This is a genomic window from Pseudomonas rubra (assembly GCF_028656935.1).
Classification (GTDB): Bacteria; Pseudomonadota; Gammaproteobacteria; order Pseudomonadales; family Pseudomonadaceae; genus Aquipseudomonas; species Aquipseudomonas rubra.
Genome location: NZ_JAMDGZ010000020.1, coordinates 1 through 15,837 on the forward strand (window position 1 = coordinate 1; position 15,837 = coordinate 15,837).

Annotated in this window: 18 protein-coding genes and 8 pseudogenes; 19 read left to right on the plus strand and 7 right to left on the minus strand. The window is 56.0% G+C overall.

Going from position 1 to position 15,837, the window contains the following annotated elements; all coding sequences use genetic code 11:
• Positions 1–198: 198 nt before the first annotated feature.
• From M5G17_RS10900 to M5G17_RS10910, 3 genes are all read right to left on the minus strand, one after another.
• Positions 199–528: a DHCW motif cupin fold protein gene (locus tag M5G17_RS10900; RefSeq protein ID WP_273892926.1), complete on the minus strand. Its 330-nt coding sequence runs from the start codon at positions 526–528 to the stop codon at positions 199–201.
• 110 nt (positions 529–638) lie between these two features.
• Entirely contained in the window at positions 639–1,013 is a 375-nt protein-coding gene (locus M5G17_RS10905; RefSeq protein WP_273892927.1) for a tautomerase family protein, read from the minus strand.
• 6 nt (positions 1,014–1,019) lie between these two features.
• On the minus strand, positions 1,020–1,355 hold the full coding sequence (locus M5G17_RS10910) for a carboxymuconolactone decarboxylase family protein (RefSeq protein WP_273892928.1): 336 nt from the start codon (positions 1,353–1,355) through the stop codon (positions 1,020–1,022).
• Positions 1,356–1,464: 109 nt separating this feature from the next.
• On the opposite strand from M5G17_RS10910, the gene M5G17_RS10915 reads away from it, so the two are divergent.
• The 14 genes and pseudogenes from M5G17_RS10915 to M5G17_RS10980 all read left to right on the plus strand — a co-directional run.
• Positions 1,465–2,352, plus strand: coding sequence for a LysR substrate-binding domain-containing protein (locus tag M5G17_RS10915; RefSeq protein ID WP_273892929.1), 888 nt, complete (start codon positions 1,465–1,467; stop codon positions 2,350–2,352).
• Between the two features lie 237 nt (positions 2,353–2,589).
• Positions 2,590–3,117: a sigma-70 family RNA polymerase sigma factor gene (locus tag M5G17_RS10920; RefSeq protein WP_273892930.1), complete on the plus strand. Its 528-nt coding sequence runs from the start codon at positions 2,590–2,592 to the stop codon at positions 3,115–3,117.
• A complete protein-coding gene (locus M5G17_RS10925) occupies positions 3,114–4,055 on the plus strand; it encodes a FecR domain-containing protein (protein WP_273892931.1) in 942 nt (313 codons plus the stop codon). The genes M5G17_RS10920 and M5G17_RS10925 overlap by 4 nt, the downstream gene beginning before the upstream one ends.
• A gap of 99 nt (positions 4,056–4,154) precedes the next feature.
• Entirely contained in the window at positions 4,155–6,680 is a 2,526-nt protein-coding gene (locus M5G17_RS10930; protein WP_273892932.1) for a TonB-dependent siderophore receptor, read from the plus strand.
• A 231-nt stretch (positions 6,681–6,911) separates the two neighbouring features.
• A complete protein-coding gene (locus M5G17_RS10935) occupies positions 6,912–7,352 on the plus strand; it encodes a hypothetical protein (RefSeq protein WP_273892933.1) in 441 nt (146 codons plus the stop codon).
• A gap of 178 nt (positions 7,353–7,530) precedes the next feature.
• A pseudogene (locus tag M5G17_RS10940) lies at positions 7,531–7,772 on the plus strand (hypothetical protein).
• Between the two features lie 322 nt (positions 7,773–8,094).
• Positions 8,095–8,340 (plus strand): hypothetical protein, encoded by a 246-nt coding sequence (locus tag M5G17_RS10945; protein WP_273892935.1) that lies wholly within the window; start codon positions 8,095–8,097, stop codon positions 8,338–8,340.
• Positions 8,341–8,966: 626 nt separating this feature from the next.
• Positions 8,967–9,071 (plus strand): annotated as a pseudogene (locus M5G17_RS10950) (integrase); the annotation flags it as partial.
• Positions 9,064–9,246: pseudogene (locus tag M5G17_RS10955) on the plus strand (integrase core domain-containing protein); the annotation flags it as partial. The pseudogenes M5G17_RS10950 and M5G17_RS10955, both read left to right, overlap by 8 nt.
• A gap of 469 nt (positions 9,247–9,715) precedes the next feature.
• Complete coding sequence (locus M5G17_RS10960) at positions 9,716–9,901, plus strand: hypothetical protein (protein WP_273892936.1); 186 nt, start codon at positions 9,716–9,718, stop codon at positions 9,899–9,901.
• Between the two features lie 150 nt (positions 9,902–10,051).
• Positions 10,052–10,335 (plus strand): annotated as a pseudogene (locus M5G17_RS10965) (transposase); the annotation flags it as partial.
• A 104-nt stretch (positions 10,336–10,439) separates the two neighbouring features.
• Positions 10,440–10,757 (plus strand): IS66-like element accessory protein TnpA, encoded by a 318-nt coding sequence (gene tnpA, locus M5G17_RS10970; protein ID WP_273892937.1) that lies wholly within the window; start codon positions 10,440–10,442, stop codon positions 10,755–10,757.
• The gene (locus M5G17_RS10975) at positions 10,754–10,954 is read left to right on the plus strand and encodes a hypothetical protein (RefSeq protein ID WP_273892938.1); all 201 of its coding nucleotides are present in this window, start codon (positions 10,754–10,756) and stop codon (positions 10,952–10,954) included. Before tnpA ends, M5G17_RS10975 begins: the two co-directional genes overlap by 4 nt.
• Position 10,955: 1 nt before the next feature.
• Positions 10,956–11,096, plus strand: a pseudogene (locus M5G17_RS10980) (topoisomerase DNA-binding C4 zinc finger domain-containing protein); the annotation flags it as partial.
• 43 nt (positions 11,097–11,139) lie between these two features.
• Here the strand turns inward: M5G17_RS10980 and M5G17_RS10985 are convergent.
• Complete coding sequence (locus M5G17_RS10985; protein ID WP_133076199.1) at positions 11,140–11,397, minus strand: hypothetical protein; 258 nt, start codon at positions 11,395–11,397, stop codon at positions 11,140–11,142.
• Between the two features lie 209 nt (positions 11,398–11,606).
• On the opposite strand from M5G17_RS10985, the gene M5G17_RS10990 reads away from it, so the two are divergent.
• Both M5G17_RS10990 and M5G17_RS27620 read left to right on the plus strand, forming a co-directional pair.
• Positions 11,607–11,948: a helix-turn-helix domain-containing protein gene (locus tag M5G17_RS10990; protein WP_273892939.1), complete on the plus strand. Its 342-nt coding sequence runs from the start codon at positions 11,607–11,609 to the stop codon at positions 11,946–11,948.
• A gap of 188 nt (positions 11,949–12,136) precedes the next feature.
• A pseudogene (locus tag M5G17_RS27620) lies at positions 12,137–12,825 on the plus strand (IS66 family transposase); the annotation flags it as partial.
• Between the two features lie 49 nt (positions 12,826–12,874).
• On the opposite strand, the gene M5G17_RS11005 reads toward M5G17_RS27620, so the two are convergent.
• Positions 12,875–13,231, minus strand: coding sequence for a VOC family protein (locus M5G17_RS11005; protein ID WP_273892940.1), 357 nt, complete (start codon positions 13,229–13,231; stop codon positions 12,875–12,877).
• A gap of 476 nt (positions 13,232–13,707) precedes the next feature.
• On the opposite strand from M5G17_RS11005, the gene M5G17_RS11010 reads away from it, so the two are divergent.
• Together M5G17_RS11010 and M5G17_RS11015 are read left to right on the plus strand one after the other, a co-directional pair.
• Complete coding sequence (locus tag M5G17_RS11010) at positions 13,708–13,962, plus strand: helix-hairpin-helix domain-containing protein (RefSeq protein ID WP_273892941.1); 255 nt, start codon at positions 13,708–13,710, stop codon at positions 13,960–13,962.
• Entirely contained in the window at positions 13,955–14,668 is a 714-nt protein-coding gene (locus tag M5G17_RS11015) for a helix-turn-helix transcriptional regulator (protein ID WP_273892942.1), read from the plus strand. Before M5G17_RS11010 ends, M5G17_RS11015 begins: the two co-directional genes overlap by 8 nt.
• A gap of 199 nt (positions 14,669–14,867) precedes the next feature.
• On the opposite strand, the gene M5G17_RS11020 is transcribed toward M5G17_RS11015, so the two are convergent.
• A complete protein-coding gene (locus M5G17_RS11020; RefSeq protein WP_273892943.1) occupies positions 14,868–15,323 on the minus strand; it encodes an Lrp/AsnC family transcriptional regulator in 456 nt (151 codons plus the stop codon).
• 154 nt (positions 15,324–15,477) lie between these two features.
• Here M5G17_RS11020 and M5G17_RS11025 point away from each other — a divergent pair.
• Positions 15,478–15,642, plus strand: a pseudogene (locus M5G17_RS11025) (LysE family translocator); the annotation flags it as partial.
• Here the strand turns inward: M5G17_RS11025 and M5G17_RS11030 are convergent.
• A pseudogene (locus M5G17_RS11030) lies at positions 15,643–15,837 on the minus strand (IS5/IS1182 family transposase); the annotation flags it as partial.

Here is a 15,837-nt window from a genome sequence, read left to right on the forward strand (position 1 = left end):
TGTTCGGAGCATCCCTAGGAAAACGACGGATTGCGCTTACCCACTACCATCGGCAGCTTTCGACCCGAATGTGCCAGTGGTGAATGGCAGCAGTCGGAAGAAGCAGTCATTTGCACACGTATATTTCAGACTCATGATTGCGGCTGCATCGGCCACAAACGGATTGTGTGGGCGCGTTATGCAGGTCCGCCCCCACGACTAATCCACAATGAACAACTTCGCCCCGGTGGTGGTGAATGACCGATGTCCCTCAGCATTGTTACCCACCTGATAACTCATGCCCGGTGTCAGCGTGAACTGACGACCATCCTCCAGTTCTGTATGCAACTGACCCTCCAGGCACAGCAAGATGTGCCCCCTCCAACACCAATGATCGGCCAAGTATCCAGGGCTGTACTCGACCATCCGCACACGTGCAGAACCAAACTGACAAGTACGCCAATAGGCTGTGCCTGTCTGGCCGGCATGCGTCACTGGTTCAATCGTTAACCAGTCGGTGGTACCGAATGGGATTGCAGCAAGATCCATAGTTACCTCAGCGAAGTATAGTAAATGCAGACCGTATCAATCTGGCGATGGTGCCGATAGGCACAGACGGCCCGCATTTATGGGATACAGGCGCTGCAAAAACCGGAAGGCTAGTTGCCCCGCCCTCCTCCAAACGACCACTCATCGCTGGCCGTAGTGGAAATCACCACCATGACATCCTCCGCTTTCAGTCCCGTCGCCCGCTCCAATTTCTTGACCAGATCACGGTAAAAACGCTGTTTGGTCTCAACACTTCGAGGACGGCCCGCGGTAATCGCGATTAGCACAAAGTCATGGCTACGCGGCCCGCCCAAGTAGTGAGGATCAAATATCAGCTCGCCGATCTCATGCTGGTGAATGGCCTGGAAGCGATCACTCTTCGGCACTTCGAAACTCTCGACCAAGGCGTCGTGTAAACCCTCAGACAGTGCCTGTAAATACTCGACCGACTTCCCGCGGTGTAGTGAAATTCGTGCAAACGGCATCGACGATTACTCCTGACGTATTGGAAGGCAAGCCTGTAGCTCACTGAGAAAATTCAGCGCCGAGGCCGCTGTCGGCCAACCTGAATAAAACGCCAGATGGGTTATGACTTCGGCCAGTTCGTCAACACACAAGCCGTTATCCAATGCACGTTTCAAATCAAATAGGAGTTGCTCCAGACGGTACATCGCCACCATCGCGACCACCGTCGCCAGACTGCATTCACGGGGCTTCAATTCCGTACGCGTCCACATGTCGCCAAACAATACGTTGTCGTTCAGCTCGGTAAATTTCTGCGGGTATCTGTTCTGGTGCTCCCGCCCCGTGTCCATCGATGCACTCATGTTCTTTTTCCCCTGATGTACCAATTGACAGGGGGAAAACTATCAAGTCGCGACAACTCCGAATATCAGATTTAATAGCACCAATCATCCCAAATTAGTGGACAATTGAATGCGTCGCCCAACCTTCGATCTTGACGTATTGCGCACCTTCGTCACCGGCGTGGAGTTCAACAGCTTCGCCAAAGCGGCGGATCGCCTTGGTCGATCGACGTCCGCCGTGAGCGCCCAGTTGAAAAAACTCGAGGAGCAGGTCGGCACGCCGGTACTGACTAAATCCGGTCGCGGACTGGCCTTGACCACCACGGGAGAAACACTACTCGGCCATGCCCGCCGGTTGCTGGAACTGAACGACGGAATTTTCCAGACCCTGCATGAAAGCCAAACCACCGGGACCTTACGCCTTGGGCTTCAAGAGGACTTTGGGGAACATTTCCTGAGCGATATCCTGCGACGCTTCGTCCAGACTTACCCGAAGGTGAGTCTCGAAGTCAGGATCGCCCGAAACGCCGAATTGCTTGCTCTAGTCGAAAGCGCCGATCTGGACCTGGCCCTGATCTGGGATACTGGGTACCTGTCGCCCTACGCCAGACGTCTGGGCGAAACACAAATGCACTGGATCGGGGCCCGCGATATGCCATTGCTAGCGGCCCTTGATGACTCATCGTTGCCATTGATCATGTTCGACGCACCTTGCGTACTGCGCAGCGCAGCCACCCAGGCGCTGGATGCCGCGCAAATACCTTGGCGGATCGCCCTAACCAGCCCCAGCGTCGGCGGTATCTGGGCGGCCGTCGCCGCCGGATTGGGCTTCACGCTGCGAACCCGTATCGGGCTACCGAGCCATCTCACCGTTGTTTCTGGCTTACCCCCCGTGCCAAGCCTTGGCTATGTGCTTCACAGAAATGGCGACGCCCCAACACCAGCTGCCCAACAATTGGCCGCACTAATCAAAACGAGCCTGCGAGAACAGGCGTATCGTTTCACGTTTACGAAATAATCGAAGGCACCCAAGGATTCAATTCGAATGACGGCTTTGGGATGTGGATTCAACCGGTCGCAAAATAACGACGTTCGAGTCGAAGCCCTCATTCATTGATGGCGGTTTACCCAACGAAAAACATGGCCAATGGATAGTCATTTTTAGCTGTGCCCAATCGACTGCATTGCAAACCTCTCTCGCCCACCTATAATTGCGATCAATTCTTATCCGCGTCTTTCAAGCAGGAAAATCCAGGTGTCCTACCCTCTTCCGCCCGCATCATCCCACCAAGATGACATGCACGCGCTGTATCGCGACCACAGCCAATGGCTGAAGGGCTGGATTCGCCGGCGCCTGGGTGATGCAGACCGAGCGGCCGATATCACCCAGGACACCTTCCTTCGCCTGATTAGCAGCGCTCTGCGCCAGCCATTGACCGAGCCCCGAAGCTTCCTGGCTACGGTGGCGCGGCGGGTGATGATCGACCAATTGCGTCGACGTAACCTGGAGCAAGCGTACCTGGAGTTCCTGGCCAACCAGCCGCTCCTCGAGGAGTGCTCACCAGAGCAACGCCTGCTGATGCTGGAAACCCTGATGCAGCTGAACACCATGCTCGACGGGCTGGGCCAGAACGTTCGCGACACTTTCATCTACGTTCAACTCGACGGCTTGACCTACCCGGAAATTGCGCAGCGCCTCGGTGTGTCGGTCAGCTCGGTGACGAAGTACATGGCCAAGGCTACAGAGCGTTGCCTGCTGTTCGCCTTCGACGCGCAGCTGTGAACCCTTCGGACCAACGCCAGGCACTGCGCGCGGCGGCGCAGTGGCATGCACGGTTGCACGCGGCCCCCAACTGCGCAGAGCGACGCGCCCAATGGCAAACCTGGCGAGACCAGTCCCCACTGCACGACTGGGCCTGGGGACGCCTGGAGCAACTGCAGGCCGGCCTCGTCGGCGTACCCGGCCCACTGGCACGACACACACTTGCGGCAGGGCAGATAGAACCGGGACGGCGTACGGTGCTCAAGGGGCTGGTACTCGGCCTCGGGGTTACAGGAGTCGCCTGGACGGGATACCGCAACGCCCCCACCTGGTTGGCAGATCAGCGCACCGCGACGGGCGAGCGCCGCAGCCTGATCCTGAGTGACGGCACGCGACTGACGCTCAATACGGCTTCTTCCGTGGATATCCGCTACAGCGCAGGCCTGCGCCTGATCGTGCTGATCGAGGGTGAGATCGCCGTGCATACCGCCAGCGACCCACGCCCCCTCCACGTGCGCACCCTGCATGGCGATATGCGCGCCCTGGGTACCCGGTTCAACGTGCGACTGCATGCCGATTGCACCGAACTGATCGTCATGGAACATGCCGTCGCGGTACACAACGCCGCAAGCGACCGCACGGTGCGAGTAAACGCTGGCATGGGCCTCGCCTTCGACCGCAGCCCCCTGCCTAAACCACGCCCAGCCGACCTCGCCCGCACCGAGTGGCGCCAAGGGCAGTTGGTACTCGACGGCTGGCCGCTGCGCCGCGCCCTGGCTGAACTCCAACGTTACCGCAGCGGTGGGCTAACCTGCAGTGACGAGGTGGCCGGGGTGCATCTAGCCGGCGTGTATCCATTGGACGATACCGACCGTGCCCTGGTCGCGATCGCCGAGGCGCTAAAACTGAAGATCAACACCTACACGCGCTTCTGGATCAGGCTCACCCCGATGAGTTGAAGACCCAGGTGAAAAAATTTCGCAATCGCATTGTCGGATTGACCGCTCTCGTTCGAGCTCTCCTGCAAACCGCCCAAACAGGCATTTGAAGGAGCTGTCATGCCTAGAACGACAATCTGCCCATTCCCGCGACGCAAGCACCTCACGCCCCTGCTGCTTGGCGGCGCCATCGCGCTGCATACTGCGCTACTGGCCCCACTGTTGTCGCCGGACGCCAAGGCCCATGCCGAGCAGGCCAGCCGTGTCTACGACATCCCTCCAGGGCCCCTGGTAAGCACCTTGAACCGCTTCGCCCAAGAGGCCGGCGTGCTGCTGTCGTTCGATGCGGCGCTGACCCAAGATCAACAGAGCCGCGGCTTGCAGGGTCGCTTCAGCATTGAGCAGGGTTTCTCCATGCTGCTGGCAGATAGCGGGCTGCAGGTTTTGCGGGTAGGCAACAACTGGGGGCTTGCGTCCCAACTCGAGGCAGGTACGGCGCTGCAACTGGGCGCAACCAGCATTAGCGGGGAAAGCCTGGGGCTGACGACAGAGGGCAGCGGCTCATACACCACCGGCGCTACTGCCGCCGCCACGCGCCTGGACCTAAGCCTGCGCAAGACCCCGCAGTCGATCAGCGTGGTCACCCGCCAGCAGATGGACGACCAGAACCTGCAAAGTGTTTCCGAAGTCCTTAAGCAAACGCCTGGGATCACCGTCAACCAGGAAAGCTCCGAGGCCTTCACGTTCTATTCGCGTGGTTTCAAACTGGAAAACTATCAGTTCGATGGCGTCCCCAGCCTGTCCTCCGACGGCGGTTCATTACGCGACAACTACAGCATCGGCAACAGCCTAATCTACGACCGGGTCGAAGTGCTCAAGGGGGCGACCGGGCTGGTCAATGGCTCCGGCAATCCTTCGGGGGTAATCAACCTGGTGCGCAAACGCCCGACCAGCGAGCTGCAAGGCCACATCGGTGCCGGCGCAGGCTCCTGGGACAAGTACCAAGCCGACCTCGACCTTGCCGGCCCGTTGACCGACAGCGGCAACATCCGCGGCCGAATGGTCGCAGGCACCCAATCCCAGCACAGTTTCATCGACTACCTTACCGCTGAGCAAAACACGTTCTACGGTGTGCTGGAGGCCGACCTGAGCGAAAACACGCTGTTCACGGTTGGCTACGACATGCAGAAAAACCATGACAACGGCAGTACCACTGGTGCCTTGCCCGCGTTCTTCCTCGACGGCCGTACCGTCAAGTTCGACCGTGACAGCAACGCTGCAGACCGCTGGACCTGGCGCAACCAGGAAACCCAGCGGGCCTTCATTGAGCTGGCACACAGTTTCGACAACAACTGGGTCATCAAGGGTGTGGTCAGCAGCCGTGACTACCGCTCACGCGAGTTGATCTCGGGGATCAGTAGCGAGGCCATCCAGGCCGACGGCAGCATTTCACATGGTTTCATCGGCGGTAACATCGACCCAGCCAGCGGCAGCGTGAACAACAACGGCACCGCGAGCAAGTTCAACACCACCAGCAAGGAAAAAGGCCTGGACCTGTATGCCCGCGGCCCGTTTGCCTTGGGTGGGCGCATCCACGAGGCGGTGTTCGGCTACAGCATCGCCCACACAGAATCCACCTCTAGTCGCGAGGATGGCGTGACCAATGGCGTCATCGACGATGTGTTCCAATGGGACGGCCATGGCGATAGACCGAGAAACTTCGAATGGTGGTCGACCTTCGATATCGAGGCACGGCAGAAGGTCGGCTTCGCTGCCACCATTCTCAAGCCGACCGATGCGCTGGCAGTGATCCTTGGGGCGCGGGTCGTCGACTACAAATGGGACATCGACACCATCAACGCCATCGGTCGCCGCCTTCCGGCCAGCGCCACCAACTCCAGCGAGATCGTACCCTATGCAGGCGTCACCTACGACCTGGACAACTATCATACGGTCTATGCCAGCTACACAGATATCTTTAAGCCGCAGGCCTACAGCCTAGGCGCGGACGGCAAGCCTATCGACCCGCTCACCGGTCAAAGCTTTGAACTCGGTATCAAGGGTGGCTACTTCGACAATCGTCTGAATGCCAGCCTGGCCCTGTTCGAACTCAAGCAGGACAACTTCGCCGTACTCACCGGCGGCACCACACCGAGTGGAGGCAGCGCGTATCGCGCAGCGCAGGGCGTCACAACCCGCGGCGTTGAACTGGAAGTAAACGGCGAACTGCTGAAAGACCTGCAAGTGATGGCGGGCTACACCTTTGCCGAGTCCCATGACGCTGAAGACCAACGCGTGGCGACCAACCAGCCGCAACACCTGCTCAAGCTGGCAACCAACTACCGCCTGCAAGGCGATTGGCACAAATTCACCGTGGGCGGTAATGCCTACTGGCAGAGTTCGACGTTCTTCAAGCCCAGCGATGAGGACTGGTACGAGATCAACGACCCAAGTGCCAAATTCGAGCAGAAATCTTACGCGCTGGTGGGGCTGGTCGGCGGCTATGACTTCACCCGCGAACTTAAGGCCACCCTCAACGTCAACAACCTGTTCGATAAGCATTACTACAGTGGTATCGGCAACTACGGCACGGTGTTCTGGGGGACGCCGCGCAACCTGATGTTCAATGTGAAGTACAGTTTCTAAGGGATCGGCAACAAATCGAAGCCCCTGCGCCAAAGCGCCGGGGAACAGCTGCGTCGGCCGTTGGTTGCGCCTTGTCAAAAGCCGCTTCGGGTCAAAAGGCCAACCACTGCGGCAGCAGCAACTGCCTGTCGGAAAGGACATCATTCTACCCAAAGCGCACAAGGGGAGTAGAAACTCCGTTAAGATCGTCAACGTCCTTTCGACAGTGCCAACATCTAACAGGAGAGTTCCATGAGCAGGAAGGCCGCTGTCTTCACTCTACTAAGCTGCATTGCTTCGGCTTCGGCATTTGGAGGGTCCAGTTGTCCGTTCCCGGAGGGGATGCAAGCATCTGTAAGCGCATCGAGGCAGGTTGTTGAGGCTAGGCAGGCGGGTATCACTAGGGACGATCTGCTCACTCAGATTTCCCCTGGGCTCAATGGACAGATGTCCCAACTGCTAAAGAGTATCGTCGACGAAGTATATGATCATCCGTTTTTACAGCCCGAAGTGTATGCCGCGTACCGATTCGAGCATTGTTTCGTTTCTCAACAGCATGCCGAGCAGGTAGCGGCCTTGAAGTTTGCCGATGCCTATCCGCTGCTGAAAAAATGCGAGCTGATCGATCCGAAAGGGGCTCGACCTCCTTGTGCGATGCGTGTGGTGCACACTGTGACCGGAATTCCCGAGTAAGCGGCCCGGGACAATTGACCCATCGAAGTCTTGATTCCATAGCCTATTTAGCAAGCTCTGAAGGTCATTAGATTTGCTTTTTGGATTTCGCAACTACGGCGGTGAAGGGCATTGCCATGACTGGTTGAGTCCGCTTCTGACTGCTGCCGTTTGCGAGAAGTGTGGCAAGGACGAAGGAGTGCCACTGAATAAGTCGAGCTGCGAACTCTTCCGCGACCTCCAAGGCCTCGCCTCCGATATAAAGTGGTCAGCGCTAGAGCTCATACGCATACCCGATCACTTGAGCAGGCTGGAAATGAAGCGGATGCTCAGGCAGTGATTAGGATCTGACAGGTGATGCAGGTGGGAGAAGAGCGCCTGGCGGGGTACGGGGATGAAGTGTTGGCGCGAGTGATTCTGCGCTCGACCTGGGACAAGTAAATGAAGTACCTGGCGATTTTTTTGTTGTTATGTGCTGGGGCTTTTCATCACTAGCTTGTTAGTTGATGCCAAGATTTCTGAAAGCATCGAAGACGCCAAACGGTTTTCTGCGCATTCCGACCTTGATATTTACACCGACGAGCTAATACAAACTGCCAAACGTACAAAGATCGAATACGGGATTGCAGCAGGCTCCGTCGCCGGGGTGTTGCAGTCAGCATTGGTTTGGCTATTGCCTGATGTGTGAGGTCGCCATCAGGCCGGCCCTCGGCGGGCTTTTTACTGCCTGCTACGCTTTCCTCAGCACCTTAGAGGAATCGACATGGCCGCCCTTCCAGATGATCCAACACCTGCCCTGCTCAGCCGGCTGAATCAAAACATCAATGCTTTGGGCGCTGCTATTGAAGAAATCGGGATTTGGATCGATCAGCGAGGTTCTACTGAGACATACCATCGTGTCAGTGAGCACCTTGAAGTGCTGTCAGAAAACAGCGATGCCATTGCCGAGTTGTTGGTCGACTTGATTGCCAGGTGGAGACCGGAAGAACCTGAAGACCCAGAGGACTGAAAGCTGGCGAATCGATATCATTTGGTTACACTGACGCCAGCTGAAGGATCAGCGCCCCGTGTGGAAAAGCAGCCCGCCTTGTGCGGGCTTTTTTCATGCATTCACGAAATTTTCACTTAACCGCAGGCATGGTGAGGTCTCATCCGTGAAACACTTAGCCCGCCCTCCCCGGCGGGCTTTTCTTTGCCCGCTTGTGCGAGCTGGGTCTCGCAGCATCACCCTCGATGAACATCAACATTGCCGCGTTAGCTTGACGCACCATTGCAGTCCACTCTGTTGGGCTTACCAAACCAGAATGCTTAAGCCGCTCGGCGACCACCAGAGCTTGATCGTATTCTGACTCGCGTAAATAACCCACCCCAAGGTACTTATCCGTCCAGTCAAGAATAACAAGGTTCTGCTCTTCCCCCCCCATCCCGAAGCTCCCGAGCCCCACAGTGCTAAAGGGCGGCGAGAGTACATAATGTCCTCAACGCGCGATATCCGAACGCCGTACCGTTCATCTGGTTTCGCGTCAACAAAGCACTAAAACTAAAGTCGTATTGTAAGAATTTGTATCACTTACAGAATCGCGACATAAACTTATGCCTAACACTCCGACGAGCTTTTGGTTGCCTGGAGAATAGCGCCCAAAGGTAGCGAGTTAAATTGAAGACCTGGCGCACGCTAGCAGGCTACTCGGCCACACCGATAAGCAGATCACGCAAACTGTCTACCGGCGCATATCAGAACGCGCTAGCCGAGAGAATCAATGGAATCCTCAAGACAGAGCTACTGCTGAGCAGCCCCGAGAATCTGGAGCAAGCGAGGAAGATGGTTGATGAGGCAGTACGGATCTACAACACAGAACGGCCTCACATGGCCCTGAAAAACAAAACGCCCGATGCAGTGCATCGAGCGTTTTAAGGCCTGTCGACCTACCTGAATAGGTGTAAACCTATTTCAGGACCAGATATTCAATTCGAGCCACGTCTGCCCGCCCTCGCTTCTGCGCCTGGTCTTTTTTGGCCATGTGCCACCACTCGGCTACACTGCGGTAGACTGAAGGATCAGCACCTCGTATGGAAAAGCATCCCGCCCAGCGCGGGCTTTTTACTACTGGGCGATGACAAGGTAGGCATCCTGTGCCGTTGGAACGGATAAGGCCACAGAAGCAAATCGCTAGTGCTGAGCAGTCCTAAAGCTTTCATTGAAACCTAGGCTCAGTTTAGTACGAGAATTCTTTTCCAGCGGTCTGCCCATTTCGATGGATGCTAATCGACTGGCGCTCGTACGATATCCCGAATAGTTCTGACTATCTTCGCCAATAGCAGCGCTAACCGGGTGAAAGCCCAGGCGCTATGCTGCTCTTGAGGTGGTTGAGAGGTGATGTCCCATGGTTCATGATGAGTTGAGCAAAGCGAACGAGCTTCTGATCCAGACCGCGTTAGATGCGCTGTGTAGATACCAAGACGCGCGAAATGCCTTTGCGCCAGCGAAGGAGATTGAGCGCTTGCGGCAAAAATATGAGGCCCAGATGAAAATCTTGGAGGAGTTTCAGCACAAAATTCACGGGTTATGAGTTTCTGTGTCATCGACCAGCTTGAATAGGTTGTAGCGGTCTAATGATTCCGGCCCCCCCATTTAGGCGAGAATGCTCGCCATAGATGGGTGTCTGATGACCAAGTAACGTCGTACCTTTACCCCGGAGTTCAAGCGTGAAGCCGCTAGCCTGGTGCTCGACCAAGGCTACAGCCACATCGAGGCAGCCCGTTCGCTTGGGTTGGTCGAGTCTGCTCTGCGTCGATGGGTAAACCAGCTTCAGCAGGAGCGTGGCGGTGTCACCCCGACCAGTAAGGCGCTGACGCCCGAGCAGCAAAAAATCCAGGAACTGGAAGCCCGAATCAATCGGCTGGAACGGGAAAAATCAATCCTAAAAAAGGCCACCGCGCTCTTGATGGCCGAGGAACACGAGCGTTCGCGTTAATCGATCAACTCCGTTCTGAGGAGCCTGTTGATCGTAAGCGTCCGGCCAAGTCACCTTCCGAGCTCCAGCATTAAGGCCGATGGTGTCCGCGTATTTTTAAGCGGACGCGATCGCCCTTATCGCCAGGATTTCCATGCGCCAACGAAGCTCTTATCCAAAACCGTTCAAGGCCCAGGTCGTTCAGGAATGCCTGCAACCTGGAGCAACCATTTCCAGCGTCGCCATTAACCATGGCATCAACGCCAACGTCATTCGCAAATGGATGCCGCTTTACCGAGAGCAACCAGCGGCGGCGTTGCCTGCTTTTGTACCGCTGAGAGCGACTGCCAAACGCCCGAATGACGGCACCGTAACCATCGAGCTGCCTTTTGGTGAGCAAGCCATGACCTTGAAATGGCCCGCCTCTGATCCTGAAGGCTGCGCCCGTTTCATCCGTGAGCTGCTCCAGTGATCCGTATCGATGCCATCTGGCTCGCCACCGAACCGATGGACATGCGCGCCGGCACCGAAACAGCCTTGACCCGGGTGATCGCCGTGTTCGGTGCGGCGAAGCCGCACTGCGCTTACCCATTTCTCTTCGGTGAGCGCTTGATCAAGAACCTCAAAAGCAAGCAACTGACAGCCAGCATCGACCCCGGCGCCTGCTGATATCGAAGCCGGTCCGGCCTGGTCCACTTGCAACGCCTCAATTCTCAGGCGAAAGGGGAAATCAAGGCCGTTCTGGTCATGCTCCCATTACCCGGACTGCAAGGGCACTGTGCCGATCAGAAATGTTGCGCGTAGCCCATGACACGCCATTGGAGATCAACATGAAATTGGGGACGAAGTACTGGTCAGTGCATCATCAACGGCGGCTGATCCCTCTCTAAGTCGCTTAGAGGTTGTCCGATTTCACGGGCCAAGGCGATACCGGTCGAAATCCATATCTGCCCCAGTTCGTTGAACGCTTTCAGGTGCGCAGGATTTTCGTTGAGCCAATGAACAAGGCTGTCAAAGTGTTCGGGGTTCTCAGGGTAATCATGGATCCTGATGAACAGTTCCAGTGTTCGATCCCAGATCAGATCCATGACGTTCTTGCTCTCCTCTTCCATGCCCAACCGTTCCTCCATTTGGTCCTATCGGTCCGTTCATTCTCACTGGTCACTTCGGGCTCTGATTCCTGGAGGAATAAAATCCACGTCGCGATACACAGCGATTTTAATCAAAACATCAACCAAATAAGTTGATACTCAACCTTTAGAGGTGTTCATGTCAATGGGTCTTTGCTCAACCATTCGGGTTGAACTGGAGAACTCATCACTTGGCACATAAACATCCAACCCAAGCCCAAATCGGGCGCATGATCGCAAAGCACCGGACCGAGCGTAATTTGACCCAGGAAGAGGTGGCTGAACGCATGGGGATCGGCAGTGAAGCCATCTCGCGCCTGGAACGTGGTGTAGTGGAGCTTTCCGTGGTCAAGCTGATGCAACTGGCGGACATTTTCGAATGCCGGATAGATGAACTGCTGACGGAGTCGAGCAATCGTCCCAACGACCAAGGCCAGATGATCGCGGGTCTGCTACGCGGACTGAAAGAAAGTGATCGCGCCTTTATTCTAGCAACCGTCGAACAATTGGCCGCTCATCTCGGCAGTAAGTAACCTCTTTCACCGCGCTCAATGTAATGTCCTATGAGGGGTCGCCCACTGGCTTGCCATCGCCTCTAGTGCCTCAGGATCATCGCCAACGTCGACCCAAATCCGATTCGCTCCGGGTATGCGCGCTGGCACTGAAACCGCGCTGGCCAGGGTGGTCGCGGTGTTCGGTGCGGCGAAGCCGCACTGCGCCTATCCGTAGCAAGTGGGTGTGCGATACCTGCGAAACGCTGATCCAGGCGCCGGTACCTGCGCAAGTTATCGACAAGGGCATCCCGACTGCCGGGTTGCTTGCCCACGTGATGATCGCAAAGTTTGCTGATCATCTTCCGCTTTACCGGCGGGAATCCATTTTCGGTCGAGCAAGCTTGGCGATTCCCCGTTCGACATTGGCCAGTGGGTTGGCATGCCTTAAGCCGGTCACCAAAGACACACCATGGCATAGCCGCCATGTTGTGAAGCTGAGTCACGGAGGGACAGATGCGGCCGCTAATCTTGAGATCTACCACCTGCGGTGCCCAAGGGATGTGCAATTTGCCAATGTCGACGATGTACAACCGGGAGCCCAATAGCGCCTTAGCAGAGGCTTGAGCCGTGTGCTGGGAAACTCGCATGCACGGTTCTTAGGGGGTTGGACGCGGGCAACCGCGTCTGACTACCCGACAACCAGATCCGACCTTGGGCTCTTGGGCGTAAGAACTGGCTCTTCGCCGGATCGCTACGCAGCGGAGAACGGGCGGCGGCGATCATGAGCCTGATCCAGTCGGCACGCATGAACGGGCACGACCCGTATGCCTATCTCAAAGATGTACTTATACGGCTGCTGATGCAGCGAGCAAGTGAGATCGGGCAACTGCTGCCGCATCAGTGGAAGGCTGTCTGACTTACGTAAAGAGAGCCAGGCGTACGCTTCTTAATTGAAAAAAGATGCTTCAGTCGGAAGAGCTCCATACAGCGAGTTCATAGCCGTCAGGGTCAATGAAGTGAAACCTTTTCCCCCCTGGAAAGGAAAAAATTTCGCGACTGATTATTGCACCCGCCGCTTTTAGCTTTCTCTGCGTCTCTGCCAGCTCATCGGTATACAGAATCACAAGTGGGCCCCCTGGCCGAACGGGTTCACCTGTTGTGAAACCGCCCGTCAACCGACCATCGCTGAACTCTGTGTAGCTAGGCCCATAGCTCACAAAGCTCCAGCCGAAGGCAGCGCCATAGAAGCATTTACTCCGCTCAATGTCGCTGACATTAAACTCAATATTATCAATCTGCAGATCATTCCCTCGAACACCCATAACTACCTCCTAATGATGGCGACAATTTACCATATTTAAGCGGCACGACACGGGCTTCATAGCCATAAGCTTCCTTGCTCAATGAACATCCGGCCACCCACAAGGCGCGCAGAAACGCAGGAATAGATTGCCTTGCGGGATACAGGCAGGACTGTCGCGTCCGCATAAAAATACGCGGACACCATCGCCCTTAATGCTGAAGCTTGGATGGTGACTTGGCCGTACGCTTACCCTTCACGAAGGGCAGGAGCCGGCCCAGAGTGTGTAAAAACGCTTTCGTATCCTGAGTGCGTCAACTAAGCGTTCCTGGGCGATGCGATTGCTCAAGCGTTTGCCGCGATCAGCACCACTGTAAGCGTTTGCTGAACCCACCTTCCTGATGCTTACGCTTAGAGCGATGGAGTCCATCTATTGAGATGCCCTCTGCCGTCGGGCAAACTCCGGTTGCTTCATTGGCCGATAACAGGAGTTTACGGATGCCATTTCCACTGACGGAACATAATGCCTTGTTGGCCGTAAAGGGCGTAGGGCCGGCCGTTATCGCTCGCCTTGAGCAGATGGGCATTGACTCGCTAGCGGTGCTCAGCAAAGCGAATGTTTGTGACATCCTGGCTCAGGCATCGGCAGCAGTGGGATCGACTTGCTGGAAGAATAGCCCCCAAGCTCGGGCCGCCATTAACGCGGCCATTGAGCTTGCGAAGGACTCTCAGTTGAGCACACCTGGTGCGTAAAGCTGATCGCTTATTTCAATTGGTAAATCTGATTCGTGTCCATCAGCCAATCTCTGCTGAACGACTGGCTAGCCGAATTGGCGTTTCCGTTCGCTCAATCTATCGATACATCGACGACCTTTCCTTCAGTGGAATCCCAATCTATGGTACCGCCGGCGTAGGGTATGCCTTGGATGCCGATTTTGAGATGCCGCCTTTAACGTTGAACAGGCTCGAACTGGATGCATTGATGCTCGGGATGGAAATGCTTTCAGCTTCCGCCGATAATGATCTAAGTGCTGCTGCAAGGATGTTGTTGAGCAAAATCTCAGCGTCCATAGTCCATCACAAGGTTGACCCCAGCACGGCAAAAATCAGGGCACTTGGAACAACACCGTCCTCGACGCGTGGCTATTTGGCAACCCTTCGAAATGCCATCGAAAACACTCAGGCGCTGAAGATAACTTATACCAGCCTGGACGGTGCTGTTTCCCAACGCCTCATTTCCCCCCTTGGCCTTTTCTACTGGGGAGGAAAGTGGACAGTTGGAAGCTGGTGTAGTGCCAGGGCGGCCTACCGCGATTTTCGGGTCGACCGCATAGCCTCCATCGCCATTGCCCAACAACCATCGCCCGACAATCCTGCCCTTGATCTCCAAGCGTATATGAAGCATCAGGCAAGCCAGTGGAAAGCGATCACCACTACTGACACTACGCTGTCAGTATGAGCCACTGATAATTGGGACTCCCTAACACACAGAAGGTCATCCCTATGCAGCGCTCATCTCATGTACTCGAATTAGCCATTTTCAAGGTCAAACAGGAATGCGTTGCGCAGGTGCCTGTGCTCCGCGCAGGGCTTCGCGAAACGTTAAAGACGTGTAAGCGTCCGGTGAAGTCAGGTTGACACAACCGGATTCGTGGCGCTCATTCCAACGGCAGTGGGCGATCTGTGATGACGTGTTTCATTACCAAGGTCGAGGTTAGCCGCTGCACATTTGGCAGCCTCGATAGTTCCTCATCATAGAGTTTCTGAAACGACGGAAGGTCTGCGGTTACGACCATTAGCAGGTAGTCCGGATCACCAAACAGTCGTTGAGCTTGGACGATGTAGGGAATGCTTGGTAAGGCTTTTTCGAAGTCTGCTACGGCTTGCTGATGCCCTTCTCGTAACGTCACGTACACCAGTGAAGAGAAATTGAGCCCTAGCTCGGGGGCAGAGAGGTGGGCGCGGTATCCCTTGATCACTCCAGCCTCTTCTAAAGCGCGAACTCGTCGATGGCAAGGGGACAAGCTCAGCCCCACGCGCTCGGCCAAGTCCGTGAGTGACTGGCGACCATCTCCTTGCAGCTCCGCAAGAATCTTCCTATCAATTCGATCCATTTCGTAAAACCTTCCACGGCCTCAGGGCTCTGCGAGTAACTACGCAAGATAATAACACCAGACTTTCTTTATCCTTCTCTCTCAGTTTCTACCAGGGCCGAAGGTGCCGTACTGGTGATGAACGAGAGGAAAATTGATCGTGAGCGCTTCTTTGATGATGGCCTTCTGGGCCGTTTCGTTTCTGTTTGTTATCACCCCAGGGGCTGATTGGGCTTACGCCATTTCAGCGGGTTTGCGAGGCCATACCGTGGTGCCTGCGGTATTGGGCATGCTCTCAGGCCATGTTCTCGCGACATTGATCGTAGCGGCGGGGGTGGGGGTCCGCGTCGTGGCAGGCAAGGATTTTTTCACCCTTGAAGTAACCTCGGTCAGCCACCACCCCCAGCGCTTCTGACGCCCTGGCATCGCGAGCCTGCTTCCCCACCCAGCTGAGTTGGTCGCGGGCGGGAACGAAGGTGGGGACCTCATGAGCAACGATCAAGGGGGTCTGGGGATCGACCCCCGTTTGGACGCC